7 protein-coding genes are annotated in these 15738 nt (G+C 48.1%); 2 read left to right on the forward strand and 5 right to left on the reverse strand.

Going from position 1 to position 15738, the window contains the following annotated elements; translation table 11 throughout:
* Nucleotides 1–428 precede the first annotated feature (428 nt).
* On the forward strand, nt 429–4217 hold the full coding sequence (locus E7588_06610) for an S-layer homology domain-containing protein (GenBank protein ID MBE6688933.1): 3789 nt from the start codon (nt 429–431) through the stop codon (nt 4215–4217).
* A 137-nt stretch (nt 4218–4354) separates the two neighbouring features.
* Here the strand turns inward: E7588_06610 and E7588_06615 are convergent, their stop codons facing one another.
* The 3 genes from E7588_06615 to E7588_06625 form a co-directional block, all read right to left on the reverse strand.
* A complete protein-coding gene (locus tag E7588_06615; GenBank protein MBE6688934.1) occupies nt 4355–5434 on the reverse strand; it encodes a toll/interleukin-1 receptor domain-containing protein in 1080 nt (359 codons plus the stop codon).
* A 16-nt stretch (nt 5435–5450) separates the two neighbouring features.
* Nucleotides 5451–9629, reverse strand: a complete 4179-nt coding sequence (locus E7588_06620) for an S-layer homology domain-containing protein (protein MBE6688935.1) — start codon at nt 9627–9629, stop codon at nt 5451–5453.
* Nucleotides 9630–9704: 75 nt separating this feature from the next.
* Complete coding sequence (locus E7588_06625; protein MBE6688936.1) at nt 9705–10544, reverse strand: AraC family transcriptional regulator; 840 nt, start codon at nt 10542–10544, stop codon at nt 9705–9707.
* 112 nt (nt 10545–10656) lie between these two features.
* Between E7588_06625 and E7588_06630 the strand changes: the two genes are divergently transcribed.
* The gene (locus tag E7588_06630) at nt 10657–11412 is read left to right on the forward strand and encodes a creatininase family protein (protein ID MBE6688937.1); all 756 of its coding nucleotides are present in this window, start codon (nt 10657–10659) and stop codon (nt 11410–11412) included.
* Between the two features lie 323 nt (nt 11413–11735).
* Here the strand turns inward: E7588_06630 and E7588_06635 are convergent, their stop codons facing one another.
* Together E7588_06635 and E7588_06640 are read right to left on the reverse strand one after the other, a co-directional pair.
* Nucleotides 11736–13859 (reverse strand): hypothetical protein, encoded by a 2124-nt coding sequence (locus tag E7588_06635; protein ID MBE6688938.1) that lies wholly within the window; start codon nt 13857–13859, stop codon nt 11736–11738.
* A gap of 223 nt (nt 13860–14082) precedes the next feature.
* Entirely contained in the window at nt 14083–15729 is a 1647-nt protein-coding gene (locus E7588_06640) for a DUF4091 domain-containing protein (protein MBE6688939.1), read from the reverse strand.
* Nucleotides 15730–15738: the final 9 nt, after the last annotated feature.

A 15738-nucleotide genomic window follows, 5' to 3' on the forward strand; every position in this document is an offset into this window, starting at 1 on the left:
AACCTCTGAAAACGGCATGAAAAGCCGAATTCAGAGGTTTTATTTATCCGGTGATATGTTGTCTTGCGACAACGCGATATATTTGCTTACGCAAATGCGATATATTCGGTTTAAAAAACCGAATGCGGTATAATATAAATTCTCGTCACGAAGTGACATATCGCGCCGCTTACGGCATATCGAGTGCGAAGCACATATATCAAATTCCGCAGGAATTTATATCGCTGCGCAGTGTCCCCCCGGACACTGCGCTAATTCGGGAAGCTTTTTTGTGAGATTTTGGTACTACTGCTTTGCCCGTTATAGATAAAAAAACAGCTTCTCTGTCGCAGTTGTCATTTTACACAAAGTTTACAGTATTGAAAAGGCAGGTTGCACAAAGTTTTACGCAGGATGTTAATTTATGCGGTTGTATATTGACATTATGTATGATTTTTGATATAATTTCTGTATTGCCAAAAGCAAAAATATATATTATATTAAGGAGAAAACCTATGAAAAAACTGACATCCGTTTTGTTGGTTGTCCTCATGGTGGTTATCCTTGCCCTGAGTGTTTCGGCGGCAGAGGAATCCATCGTTTGGGATTTTTCAAATCCCGATGATGTTGCTAAGTGGACGCCCTCAAAAACCACCAATGTTGCGGTAAGCGACAGCGGTGCACTCATTTCCGGCGAAGGCAATGATATTAATCTTACCTACACCGCTGATATGGAGATTATGCTTCAGGACTACATGTATTTTGTAGTTGAATACGCCGGCGCTACCAGAAGCGGCGGATTCCAGTTCTACCACTGGACCGAGGGCGTATCGGGTAACCCCCGTCTTGACGGCTCCACCAAAATCGGCGATGCCGAAACCGTAATGTCCCATAAGTTCGACCTTACCACCCCTCCTGCCACAGCAAGCTGGAGCGGCAAGGTTACCAAGCTCCGTGTTGACCCCGTCCGCGGAAGCGATCCTCGTGAGATAATCGTTAAGTCCGTTGGTCTTTACAAGGACAAGGCTACATACGAAAAGAGCATAAAAGCGGCTGCAGAAGCGGCTATTCTTCCCGGTCAGCCTGTTCTTTTGTTTAACCCCGGTGCAGAAAATGTCTGCTTCCCCACCACCGGTTCAAGCTGTTTCATTACCTTTGAAAACAACTATGCTGTTATTAACTCTCTGGAAGGCCCCGAGGAGGGTAACGGCTTAAAGGGCGACCCCAACTTCTCTGTCGGTGTTGACTTTGACGGTGATACCTGGCACTGGATGAAGGTTCGTCTGAGAAACCTTTCCGATGCTACCCGCTTTGAGATGCACTTTGCTTCCGAGGGCAGCGGCGGTAAGATTGTGGGCGCTACCTGCACACAGTTCCCCATCACCTCCAAGGATGCGGATTTTGTTGAGTATGTTATCGACCTGAAAAAGGCAAATCTTGATTCCCAGAACGTTAACGCCGGTGTAAGCCTTACCGAATCCGTTTGGAAGGGTCTTATTTCCACCATTCGTTTCGACTGTATGTGGATGGCTGAGCCCTCGGGTCAGATGCCCACCGGAAGCCAGATGTACATAGACTATGTGGCATTCTTCCGCAGTGAAGAGGACGCAAAGAACTATGTTCCCGATCCTTCCACCGAAATCGAGCAGCCCAAGAAGAACACCGGTGCTGCTAACCCTGTGTGGATATTCGATAACGAAGCGATCGTTAAAAATCAGTCCACCTCCGGCTCGGACGTTATGTTCTCCGGCGGTATGATGAGACTTATCCCCACCAACTCCGACCCCATGATCACTCTTCAGCTTACCACACCCTTTGATTCTGCTGAATTCCCCATTTTTGCTTACCGTCACAGCACCACTTCCACGGTAGGCACTCTGGGTGTTTTCTACTCCACCGATACAGGCGTTGACCTCTCCGATTCGTACAGCCCTGTTACCATTACACGTAACGGAACCTGGAGCAACACCATTGTTGACCTTTCTGATACCAAGCTGTACCCCAAGGATACCTGGAGCGGCAACATTGTAAGCATGCGTATTGACCCCATCAACGGCAACGATACAAATGCTACAATCTATATTGACCGTATGGGCTTCTTCCGCACAAAGTCAGAGGCTTTGAAGTTCCTCTCTCAGGGCAGAAGCGGTCTTGATTACAATACCAAGGCGTCCTTCAAGGACACTCTCCAGACCTCTCTTGTTCCCGCAAACACCCTTTATGACGGCTATAACGAGGCAGAATTCCTGCTCTCCTCCACCACTCCCGTAGGCACCGGTACCAACCCCGTTGTTATGCGTACCAAGGCGGACGGCACTCAGGAAATAGTTGCTCTCGGCTACACCAACCCCGCAGGATATACCACCTTCGTGGCAAACAAGCCCGCTAACTACTCTCTCGGTTACAGCCATAAGGAGTACAGCGATATTGCAGGCCACTGGGGCGAAAGCTACATCAACTTCGTTTCCGACAGAACTCTGTTCGGCGGAACCTCTCCCACCGAGTTCAGCCCCGAGGATACCATGACCAGAGGTATGTTTGTTACCGTTCTGGGACGTATGCACGGCGTTGACACCTCTAAGTACGACGGCAACACAGGCTACGGCGATGTGCCTGCCACCATGTACTATGCACCCTACATTCAGTGGGCTAAGGAATACGGTCTTATGCCCGGTCTTTCTGATGTAACCTTCGGCGCAGAGGATCCCATCTACCGCGAAACCATGGCGGCAGTTATCGATAAGTACCTCAAGGTATTCGATTACTTTGTTACCGGCTACTCCGATGTTATTGATTTCAGTGACCTTGCAGGCGTTGATGCGGCTACTGTTGAGGCTATCAAGTCCGTTCAGAAGCTGGGCATTATCAACGGCAAGGGCGGCACAATCTTCGATCCCAAGGGTCTTTCCACCCGTGCAGAGGTTGCTACCGTTATGGAGCGTACCATCAAGACCGCACTGGGCGTAAATACCGCTCCCACTCAGTATGACGCCGCTTACTTCAACCGCGACCACATCAAGATTGGTGTATGGGGCTTTGTAAGTAACTTCGGCGACGAGTTCGGTATGACCAAGCTCCGCGACCTGGGCGTTAACCTTATCGTTACCGGTTCTGCTGTTTCCGGCTCTACCAAGAACACCGTATTCAACTACGCAGATAAGTACGGTATCGCAGTTCATGCCAATGACTTCGGCGCAAATAAGGCTACTCTCGAAGATCCCAACTGGAATCCTGCCATTATTGCAGCTGAATACAGCCACCATCCTTCCTTTACAGGACATCACTTCACCGACGAGCCCGGTACTGATTCTTACCCTGTTCTGGGCGCATTGTCCAAGAGATACCATGAGTTCTTCCCCGACAAGATGGCGTTTGTAAACCTGCTTCCTATGTATGCTAACTCTGCACAGCTCAAGAAGGGCGCAGGCGCTGCAGCTATCGAGTACTACGATCCCGATCCCAACCTGTACAGAAAATACTGCCAGCAGTGGTTCGAGTATTTTGATGCAGATTATATCTGTACCGACATCTATCCTCTCCACGGTTCCACCGGCAGACCCGAGACCTGGAGCACCTACAAGGACTACTGCGAATCCATCAACCAGATTGCTACCGTTGCCCGCGAAAATGATGCCGAGTTCTGGTGCTGTATCCAGACCTGGGGATGGAACAGCGGCAAGCGTAATCCTACCGAGGCAGAATACAGATGGCAGTGCTACGCAATGCTGTCCTACGGCTGTACCGGTATCCTGCTGTGGTCTCTCAACAGCTCCAACGAAGTTGAGTTCCCCTCCATCTTCAATAAGAGCACAGGCGACGTTACCCAGCCTCTGTACGACGATTGCGCTAAGGTAATGTGGGAAATGAGAAATCTGTCCGACGTTTACGTTCAGTACAAGAACCTGGGCGCATTCACCATTAACTGCACCTCTGCTACTCCCTGGCTGAAGATGAGCGGTGAATATGAAAACTTCGGCATTATCTCTGAAACCGTTTCCGACGAGCCTCTGCTTATCGGATGCTTCGAAAAGAAAGAGGGCACCGGCTACGCATTCACCGTTGTTAACATGACCGACATCGTTGAATTCAAGCCCGCAACCCTTAAGTTCAAGATTGCTCAGCCTCTCACCGTAACCCTTTACGATGAAGCTGTTCCCACCACTCTCACCGCTGATGCAAACGGATATTATACAATAAGTCTTGAAACCACCGACGGTGTATTCGTTACAGTGGGTTAAAATAACCGCAAATACTTTGTTGCCTGCGGGATGTCGCTCCCATTGGCACCGCGTCTTGCGGCATTTTAACCTCACTGTATTGTGAGATAACAACAATAAAAAAAATGAGTGTCCTTTCGGACACTCATTTTTTGTTTTCAAAGGGTAAGCAGGTCGATAACATTTTTTAAGAAATCGATTAATTTTTTTAATTCTTCTTTATCCATAACGGGCATGAGATGAAAGGTGCTTTTGTCTTTACAAACCGAAGTTATAAAAACTACGTTGCCGGCACACGGCTCGGTTGTGATGGCTTGGATGTCACAAAGCGGTATAATTGCTTTATTATGCTTTGCGTCGCAGGCGTAAATGTTTTTGTCGGTTATAACAAAGCCCTCCTTGGCACTGCCCAGCAATGTACCGTCCCTCAGAACAAGGGGTAATTCGTCCGACTTACATGCGGAATATGAATGTGAAGCCCCGCGATACTTTCTGGCAAAAGCCTTGTCACTGCGCAGATAGATGCTGTGCACGAAAGCGTGACATACCAATCCGTGGTGTATTGTGAGCTTTTCAATACATTTCTCCACACCCATTTCACGGTTTACAATATCGGTGACAGGTATGCCCCATGGGTCTTTTATTAAAACGAAGGGCGTGTCGGTTGAGTCTTCTTCTTTAACTGCTTGCTTTTCATTGAGCGTACGGTCGTTTTTTGCCTCTGAGGGTGGTTCAGGCGCCGTAATAACCTCTTCGTCGGCTTTGCGGGGGGGAGTATCCTCGTTCCCGATTGCATTCGGCGGAGTGTGACGGGAAAAATAGGCATCAACCATTACAAGAAGCTTTTCCAGATCGGCATAATTGTAGCTCTGCTTGTCACGCAGGGTACGGGGAAGCTGATGTAACTCTATGCCACCTATAAAGGTAAGTATCTGTGCATCAGGCTTGTAGCCGTTCAGAATGTCTGCGTTAAAGGAGCGCCATTCGTATTTGAGCCATTCAGATTCAATGTATTCCACCTTTGAGGCGACTACTATGAGAAGCTGAGCGCTGTCAAGAGCGTTGTCTATAACGTCCTGATAGTCGCTGTTACCCATGGCGGTAACACTCTCACGGCTGAAAAATACCTTGTAACCCCTTTGTATAAGGGCGTTGTAAAGCTGTGTGGCTTTGGCAGTGTCCGGAGTTTGTTTACCGTCATCTGTTTCCTTAAATGAAATGAAAATATCAAAATTCATGGTTACCTCTGAATTCTTATCCCAGGGTTACAAACACACCGTCGGTAGACTGAAGATTTACGGTATAATATCCGCTTGCGTCGGGTGTCAGGATGACGGGTTCATTTTTTGTATACAGTGTGACGGTCACGGAGGAAGCGGTTTTGAATTTAAGAGTTGCGGGAGTATTGTCCTTCAGGTCGGTCATGTTAACCACCGTAAAGGCGTGACCTGTGCCCTCTTTCTTTTCGAAGCAACCGATAAGCAGAGGCTGGTCGGAAACGGTTTCGGACAGAATGTCAAAATCCTTGTATTCACCGCTCATTTTCAGCCAAGGTGTTGCATCGGTGCAGTTGAGAGTGAAAGCACCCAGATTTTTGTACTGAATAAAGGTGTCGGACAGACGGCGCATTTCCCACATTACCGTCTTGCAGTCATTATATACGGGCTGAGTGATGTCTTTGGTATAGATGTTGAAGATAGAGGGGCGCTCGCGGTTCTGGGTTGTGAGCGACCACAGGAGTATACCGGTACAGCCGTAGGACAGCATGGTGTAGCACTGCCATCTGTACTCGCCCTCGGTAGGAGTGCGCTTGCCTTCTGCCCAGCCCCAGGTCTGGATACAGCACCAGAATTCCGCGTTGTTTTCACGCGCGACTGTGGCAATCTGGTTGATGGATTCGCAGTAGTCCTTGTATGTCCACCAGGTGGAGCGGTTTTCAATTCCGGTTGTTCCGTTGAGGGGGTAAATGTCGGTGCAGATATAATCAACATCAAAATTTTCAAACCACATCTGACAATGCTTACGGTAACGGTCGGGGTCGGGGTCGTAGTACTCAATAGCCGCGGCACCTGCTCCGAATTTGAGCTGTGCGGCGTTGGCATACATGGGAAGCAGATTTACAAAGGGTATTTTATCCGGCATTTGCTCGTTATACATTTTTGCAAGCTCACCCAGCCAGCCGAAATCATCCGAGCCGGGCTCGTCGGTTATATAATGACCGCTGAATGAGGGATGCTCACTGTAAGAAGCTACATGCTTGCCGAAATCGTATTCCGTCAGATTCTTGCGTGTGGGGAAATCGGTAACAAACAACTCAATTCCGTACTTATCGGCATAGTTGAAGGTAGGCTCCTTTGTGTTTGTGCCTGAGGTTGCACCGCCCGAAACGATAAGGTCAACACCCAGGTCGCGAAGCAGTGTCATACCCTTTTTGTTACCAAAAACAGAGGAGAAGCCCCATGCACCAATGCGTATTCTGTCTCTGCTGAAATATTCGGGTGCGTACTGTGTTGTTGCCGTGTTTACGCCCAGCACCGCTTTTACGGTTTTCTGAGCTACTGCAGCAGCCTCGGCACGGGTGAGGATTCCGCAGGGGTCAAATTCGGTGTCATTCACACCTGCGAAAATGCCCAGACTCTGGGTAAATCCCACAGCCGAAATATCTTTTTCATCCACAGATGAAATGTCGGTGAATTCCGTTATATCGTCGTAAGCGGTAATATTGTATCCGAAAGCGGATATATAATCGGTGATAATATGTGCGATTTCAAGGCGTGTAATTGCCTTTTCGGGTTGGAATTCAACAGTACCCAAGCAGTTCAGCAAGCCGTTTTCCTCAGCCCAACGGACGTAGGGCGCGTAGTAAATATCCGATGCAATATCAGTGTAAGATGAGCCGTCGGTGTACTCCGGGGTGTCAACACCGTGCATACGTCCCAGGGCCGTTACGAACATTGCCCGCGTTATGGGCATGTCGGGTGAAAATTCGTTTTGCGAAGTACCGTTGAGAATTTCGTGAGCCGAAACAAAGTTGATGTATTCCTGTGCCCAGTGATTGTCGGTGTCGGTAAAGGCTTTTGTGTTATAGCCCAGAGTGTAGGTCGCCGGATCGGTTGCGATGTATGTGGTGTAATTATATTTGCTTACATAAGACATGGGGACAGGTGAGGTATTGCCGTTTTTATCGGTTTTGAGCACCACCGGAATTGTGCCCTCGCCCTCGGGAACAGTGGAGACGGGAGCAAAATCAAACTCATCAAATCCCTTGAACAGATTTCCTTCGGGCACTGTAACCTTGTACATCTTATCAATAAACACAGCACCTTTTGTAAGATCGGGCTCGCTTCTTCCCTGCGAAAGGAATTGGTAAGCCTCACTTTGTGTGCGGAAAAAGCCCATTCTGTCGATGTATATGTCGGCATCAAGGTCGGTGCCGTTGATGGGGTCTATGCGGACATAGTCGCATATTCCGTGCCAGTTGTCCTTGGGGTAGAGGTTAGTGTCTCCTAAGTTAACGATGATGTTCTGCCATGTTCCGTCATTCTTGATTTTGAAGGGCGAATATGATTCGTCCGACAGGCTGGTCAGGGTAGATGTGGTATAAAACAAACCTGCGGTAGACACGGTTGATACTGTGCTGTGGCGGTAAGCGAAGTAGGGAAATTCCGCTGTGTCAAAGTACAATTCGGGTTCGATGGGAAGAACCATTATGGGGTCGCTGGTGGAGGGAGTAATGTGCATCATATTGCCCACCGACGAAAGAAAAATTCCGCTGATGTCGGTGCTGTAAATCTTCTCCTCGGTATCAAACACCCACACAGGAGCCTTTGCGCCGGTATTTATTTTGGGCTGTTCTACATCACTGCCCGCCGGGGGAGTGAAGGACTGAGCCTCCGAAAGGCTTTCGCAGAACGCTATATAATCTATATACATTGTCTGCGGAGCGTCTGTTTTAACATCGAAGGAGAACTGAAGCTTTGTTATATAGCCTACCCACATGCTGGAGGAAAGCTGTATGGTTTCGGTATCAACCGATGCCATGTTTGCGGCTCTTACGTCAATAATATATTCCTTGAAATCGGTGTCGCCGCTTGAAATTTCAAAAGCTGTGTTTGTGGGGAAGCTAAGCTGATGCTGTGAACCGTCGGAGGCAAACCTCATGGTCATCGTATCGGCATCCGTCGTGTTTTTGAGCCGTATTTTCATGTAGGGATACAGGTTGGCTTCAAATTCTGCAGGTGCGGTAAAAGAAACGGCTTTATCCTCTGTGGTTATAATTGCGCTGCTGTCATCATAATCCACAACACAGCCTTTGCCGCCTGTTCCGAAAGCGGTGTTGCCGATGGCTGTATTGAGTATATGTTGCTGTGCGTTGTTGCCCTTGAAGTTGTTGTAGGACATCATGTCGGGGAAAAGTGCAAGGTATTTTATATATCCGCTTCGTTGACCGTTCTGGCTTCGGCAGGGGTCGAGACGGAAGCGTGAAAGTGTTCCCGTCCAGGCGGATTCGTCGGGAGCATCGGTGAGCAGGTCAAAAAACAGCTCGCCCTCGTCCAGGGTGGGCATTGGGGAATGATAAAGATAAGGATTGCCTGTGTTTTTGTCCGACCAGTGGTAAAGCTGAAACCCACCGCTTTGTGTGTAGCCGCTGTATCCTACACTTACATAGGGGTAATTATCCAGCACAATGGGGTCGGAGGGATAGTGGTAGAAGAACAAATCATCCGTTTTTCCGCTGTAAAGCATACCGTTGGTTGTTGCGGTGGCGGAGGCAGAGCTGTGGGGCGTCCACATGTCAAGGTCGCTTTGCTTTGTAAAATCCCATATTATGGGCTTGAGCTCGTTGACGTACGGCGACACCTTGTAAGGCTTTTGTGCGTTTACGGGGTGGGCTTCCTTGTATGCCTCAAAGGTTGCCTCGTCCTTGAAAAGACCTGCATATGCAATAAGATATTCACGTGCATTTTTAATTCTCATGGGGTCAAATCGGAAACGTGTGACCTTACCCGACCAGCTTGCCTTGGGATTGTTGCCGTTCTTGGTGTCGAAGGTGATGTACTGCACACCCTCGCCCTCACACAGAGTTCCCGAAAGATAAGGGTTTCCGGTAACGTTCTCTGTCCAGTGGTAGAACTGGAAGTTGCCGTCCGATTCGTCGCCCTCAATGGAAACGTTGGCGAAGGCGATTGCAAAAAAGCCGTAATCCTCCAGCATTATTTCTTCTTTCGGGTAGTATGAAAAATTCATATTGTCCTCTGAGCCGGTGACATAAGTGCCCGAAGCGGTAAGAGTGGTGACGGCGGTAGAGGTGGGATGCCAGCTGTCATAAGTGTTTTTGTCGGAAAAATCCCACACAATAAAGTCGCTTGATGCGCTTACGCATAAAACGCACAAAAGTGTAACAACAAAAAATACAATAGGGAGCTTTTTCATAATTCCTCCGAAAAAAGTATTTAGAAAGCAAAACAATATATAAATTATATACTAAAAAATGTATAAAGTCAACAGCTATTTTTGTTTTATGACACGGACACTGTTGAAGTATTTTCTGTAATTGGCGGGGGAAAAGGTGTAAAAGCTTTTAAACTGCTTGGAAAAACCGCAAAGGTCGCTTTCACCGATACGCGCCATTATTTCACTGACGTTAAGGTCGGTTTCCTCAAGATACCGTTTGGCGGTTTCCATTTTTTTGAGCTTGATGTATTTTGCGGGAGTATGCCCCGTTTTTTGCTTGAAAAAGCGTATGAAATGGTTGGGGTGGAGATGAAATTCGGCGGAAAGTCTGCCCAACGTGAGCCGGTCGGAAAGGTTGTCGTTTATGTACCTGAGAATTTTATCTATTCGTGTATCGCTGTCGCTTTTGACCGATATATCACGTGCATCCGCCAGAGCTATATATTCCGAAATCAGCTCCAGCAGTAACGCTTTCACCCTTATGCGGTCAACGAGGTTTTTGCTGTTGCACAGCCCTGCAAAGCTTTCAAAAAGCTGCCACGCACGGCTTTGCGGCGGTATCTGCACGCGATACGGCAAGCCCGACATACTAAAAAGCTGAGAGCTTGGGTATAAGTCGAAATGTATATAGTAAAGTGAATATTTGCCCTCGTCAAGATTGCGGTATGAATGCAAAACATTGGCGGGCATAACAAACCAGTCCCCCCGCTCGCCTATGAAATGCTGAGAGCCGATGGTTATTTCGCATTTTCCGCCTGTGACGCAGTAAAACTTGTTCTGGTCGAAGGTTCTGTTGGGCAGTACCCACTCAGAGTCTTCAGGGAGAATGTAGTGCCCTCCCATATTGCATACCGCGTTGAAGTTTGAAAAATATATATCCTGAAGATGATTCATAACCTGCTCCTTATGCTAATTTTTAACAAGTTTTAAGTGTCGGTTGACATTTACAAAAGCTTGAAGTTTATATATAATATAGTTACTTACAATTAAGTTAAAGGAGAATACTATGGCTTCGATACATATGGCGACATCCTACCCCAAGGAGGTCATGAAAGCAAGAGAAGAGCATTGGCCTGTGCTTATTCCGGTGGGAAATATTGAATATCATTCAGACCATTGCCCCTACGGTACGGATGCACTGGTGGCACAGGGTATTGCCGAGGAAGTGGGCAAAAAAATGGACTGCATGATAATGCCTGCGATATGGTACGGTTGCTCCAGCTATGCGGTGGGCGGACCGGAAACCGGCACTCTCAATACCCATCCGGATGTTCTGGAGGATTACGTTTACGGCATATTGAAATCCCTGCTCCGTGCAGGCTTTAACCGAAATATATGCCTGATAATTGCACATCAGACCGAGGAATTTCTGCCTCAGACGCTCGCCTGCATGAAGGCGGCGAAAAAGCTGACCTTTGAATACCTTGAAGAAACCCGCGGACAGGGCTGGTGGGGTGATAATAAAAACGCAGGCTTTTACGACAATCTTGAATCTCCTCAGGACAACCCGTGGAACTGGATAAGAGTATTCAACGGTTGCCGTTTTCCCGATTCCTATCCTTCCGATCACGGCGGAAAATATGAGTGCGGTAAGCTTGAGGTGCTGTACCCCGGCTCCATAAAGCTGGACAGACTAACCGAGGACAGCGCATGGTTTTCACGCAATGCGCCCGAAATGGATCTGGAGCACTCCAAAAAAACAATTGAGCATGTTGTAAATTCCATTATTGAAGCTATCAAAACGGGTAAGAAGTGCTACTAAAAACATTATATAATAAAAACACGAAATATTCAAGAGCGCACCGATATTTTCGGGGCGACAATCGTGTTGATATTTTATCGACACGATTAAAGTCTTTCGAAAAGGCGATGATATTTTGCCGATTTAAGCCCGTCGGCGTACAAAGGTACGATAGGGCTTGAAGCGGCAAAAAGCGACAAACAGCAGGTGATATTCGATGTATCACCTGCTGTTAAATTGTATTTTTTACTTAATTTCTGCCTTTTTTAATAAATAATTCCCGTCGCGGTAGCGCGGCTTTCTCGACAGACAGAGCGCACCGATATTTTCGGTGCGCTCTGTTTTTATTCAAATTCCTTTATGAGTCCGTTGGACTTTCTGAATTTGGGAAGAATTACATTCAGCTCGTGGTCAAGCTGGCGGAGCTTCCACCTGAGCCCCTTTTCGTCGGTGGTGTACTCCATGCTGGGCTCCCAGCCCAGACGTGAATCAAACTGCACAAGAGGAATTGTTTCATTAACATTTTCTCTTTCTTCAAGTAAAAGCTTCTCCACCTCGTCAATAAGCTCGGCACCTTTTTGGTGAGTGCCCGCAATGCTTATCTGTTGCTTTAGCAGATAGTGCTTCTTCACGTTTATGGTGGTCAGTACGCAGTGATAGATAAACTTTGCAAGATTTAAAAGCTTTATGTGTGCAGGAGTGGGACTCTCGCAGGCTTCCAGTATGTCAATGCCTTCTTTCATGCAGTCGCGCATGATATATGCCTCGTTTATTTCGTCGTGAATACGCACACCCGGCAGAGAGTTGCGTCCCAGCACCTCGGGGGTGTAAACGGGGAAGTAAATGCCGTTTCCGAACATGGCTTGATTGCGGTTGGGCTGTCTTCCGCCCTCGGGCAGGCTTGCCGGCATACCGTTTACCTCCTCCAGCCACAACGGATACGCGGGACCGATGCGGTAAGCGCCGTACTGGTCCTCGTTGGTGGGAATGTAGTGGGTGATAGCCTCGTCAAAGCATTTGAGAGCTTCACTTACTTTGTCGGCATTGTGGGCATGGTCGCGCTTTATAAGCTTTTCAAGGTGCTCCGTAAGAGAGCCTGCACCCGTGAAGAAAGCATATTTTTCAAGCTCGGTGATAAAGGAAGGATGGAAAGCGTAGTGGATGGTTTCGCGCACTCCGCACAAATTCCATTCTCTGTATGCCTTTTGCATACCCTCGTAACGCTTTATCCACTGACCCGGCATGGGCTCGTAAGGGATAACCCCGAAGTCCCAGGTACGTCCTGCGGTCTGGGAGTTGGTGTGAAGCTTGACACCGCGGCGCTTGGCGGCAAGGGCCTCGCTTACAAACGGCTTGCCGGGGCCTGCAAAGCTTAAAGAGTAGTCAACAATATCCTCAACGCTGTTTCCGATTTTCCTCTGGTGGAACATATCCCAGGTGGAGCATATGGCGACACCCTCGGGAAGATTTTCTACAAGCTTTACCCTGTCCTTATCATCACCGAAGCCCCAGTTGTAGGTGGAGAAAATAAGCTGTGCCCCGGGATTGAATTTGTGGATGGCATTCTGAATCATTTCCACCCATCGCGGATAATCCTCGCAGGGAAACCATCCCGGTGAGGTTTTGCCGGTGGGGATGTTGTCCTCAAAATTTTTCATGTAGGGGCTTTTTCCCACTCTTGGGTCCCGGCTGGGAAAGTTTGTGGCTTCGCCCACAAGGGTTATGTATTTTATTCTGGGTGCGGCTTCAAAAAAATCACCGTACATTTTTTCGTAGTATTCCTTTGCTCCCTCGTCATCGGGATGGCGGTCGTGCAGGGCATAGTTACCCACCGATACGTCTAAGCCGTATTTTGCGGCACGTTGACTGAGAAGATTAAGATCGTAAAAATCTCCTCTTTTGGTAGTATGTGCATCCTTCATCCACATATCTATGGTGTCAAAGCCCATATGCGCTATAATTGACAGCGCCGCGTCGTGATATTCAAACATACCAAAGGGGCTTTGGCAGGTTCTGGGGCTGAACATAGCCTTGCGCGCCGTTGTTCCGTGGGTCAGGAAGGGTGCACGGCGGATATTCATCATGTCCTCCATATAGTAAAGCCCCTGCGCTACACCGCGTACGTCATACCCCTCCAGCGTTATGCCGTCAGCCGTTACGGTGATACGGTAGCCCATGTAGCCCGAGGCATCGCCCAGGTCGCTGTTCAGAGATATTTTCAAATCGGCATCCTTTGACCGTGTAACCCCCGCGCCAATACCCATGGAGGTGAAAAGATAGTCCTCAAAGTCGCGTACCGCCGTCATTATGACGCTGTCGCTGTCGCTTGCCAGAGCTTTTTCGCAAACGTGGATTTTAATGCCTTCAAAAAGCTCGAACTCGTTTTTGTCGGGCTTTAACGAAAGGTCGCGTCTGTCCCTTTGGTGTATTTGCAAAAGGTCGGTTTTGAACTGATAGTTCTTCTCCATAATTTACCCCCGGAATAGTTTTGTTGATATGATTATACATGACGTGCACTCAAAAGTAAATGCAAATTTTCAACGAAAAATTGTCAAAAACAAGCGTGATTATTTGAAATTCGCAATTCGCCATTGCGGTTATCTCTGAATAACAAGCCTACTGCTTATAATAATTAAAACCTGAAACGGATTTTTCCGTTTCAGGTTTTTTCCTTAATTGCGAATTGCTGATTTATTTCTTAAGTGCCTTTTTTATTTCAAGGTTGATTTTTTCGCGCAGATTGAGAATGTAGGAGGCTTCAAGAGGATATTCGGTGAAGGTAACGGGCTTTGCGGCATCCTCATCAATGAGATTGAGTACAAACTCACGGCTTGTAAGGCTTTCAAGCAGCTTCATTGCTCTTAAGTCCTGCAATGCCTCGGCAAACACAACAACACGGATGGAATCCAGTGCAGTGCCGTCGATGGCAGGATATACCTTGAAGGGGTCGCCGGCGGTAAATGCACCGTCGCAGTCGTTTACAAGGTAAGGGTTGATGGGGTACTGGGAAAGCTGTGAATAGTAGAAGTTGAAGCCCCACTGTAAAAATCCTGCAATGTCGAACTTGTAGAACTGGGTTGCGATTATTCTGTTACGTGCGGAGGGCATGGAGATAAACTGGTTGGAAACACGTCTTGTCTGGCTGCAGCAGTAGTAGGTCCACAGACCCGGAATTTTTGCTTCCAGGAAGGGTATCATGCGGTCGTTGCACACAACGGGGGTGGTAACAGCGCCTTTTTTGTAGAACTCGAAGTCGCTGAGAGCGTCCATGATAATATAGTCCTTGAGAATGGACTGAACTATGCGGCGGCAAGCCTTGTAGGTCTTGAGCGCGTCATCGCCCTTGGGCTCGTCGGAGATGTGGAAAATGCACTGCTTGTCAACGCCAAGCGCCTTGAGATGGTGAACCAGAGCCGTCATAAAGGAGCGCAGGAAGCGCTTGTATTCGGGACCGGTAGAGCAGGTGTCCCAGCCGAAAATCTGCTTGTACTCGCCGTCTACCGTTGCCATAACCTTGGGTGCGGCTTTGGCGCCCCACTGAGAGAACAGGTGGGCGATTTCAAAATATTTTATGCCGTGCTTAAGACACAAATTAACCCATCTGTCCAGCTTCTTGAAGCCGTAGCGGTATTTTCCGTCCTTAAGAGTAATGTCCACCAGCTGAACGGTGGGTCTTTCCTGACCGACAGCCGTGTCCAGCTCGGGGGTGATAACGGGGGTGAGAATCATGTTCATACCGTTCTTGACATAGCTCTTCACGAAGTTTTCGAGAATTTCCCAGTGATATTCGCTGAACACCTCGGTGTTGTAGTAGGTTGCGAGACAGTCAAAGTGGAACCAGTTGGTAACCATTATATCCTGCTCGGGGAGCTGTGCGTCAATAATTTCAAGCTCAAAATCCGCACTGCCCATGGCAACGTTTTTGTTGGCATTGAGCATGCGTGCCTTGATGTAGTGCTTGCCCGCGGGAGCATTTTCAACCGTCAGCCAGAAGGTTTCGGTGTTGCCGGTGGTAACGTAGAAGAACTTTTCGGTGTTGAAGGGCTCCAGCACGTCGGGGAACATTCCGGGCTTGTCTCTGAGGTAGTTTTCGTCGGCATCCATAACGGGGGTGCTTACGGGCACGTGACGGACACGGCGGACGGATATGTATTCCTTGATGTCGGATTCAATGTCAAAATAAGTAGTGCATCTTACGGCAGGCTGATTGGTGTAAATCGCTACCTGGCATGAGAAGCTTTCGCCTTTAAGTGCAGTGGCTTTGGTGGTTTCGGGAGTTGAAGATAAGCCTCCGTCCATAAAGGCTTTTTCGAGGGATGATAAAAACTTTACTAACATGTGTTTTTT

The sequence above is a fragment of the Oscillospiraceae bacterium genome (genome assembly GCA_015065085.1).
In the GTDB taxonomy this organism is placed as follows: Bacteria; Bacillota; Clostridia; order Oscillospirales; family SIG627; genus SIG627.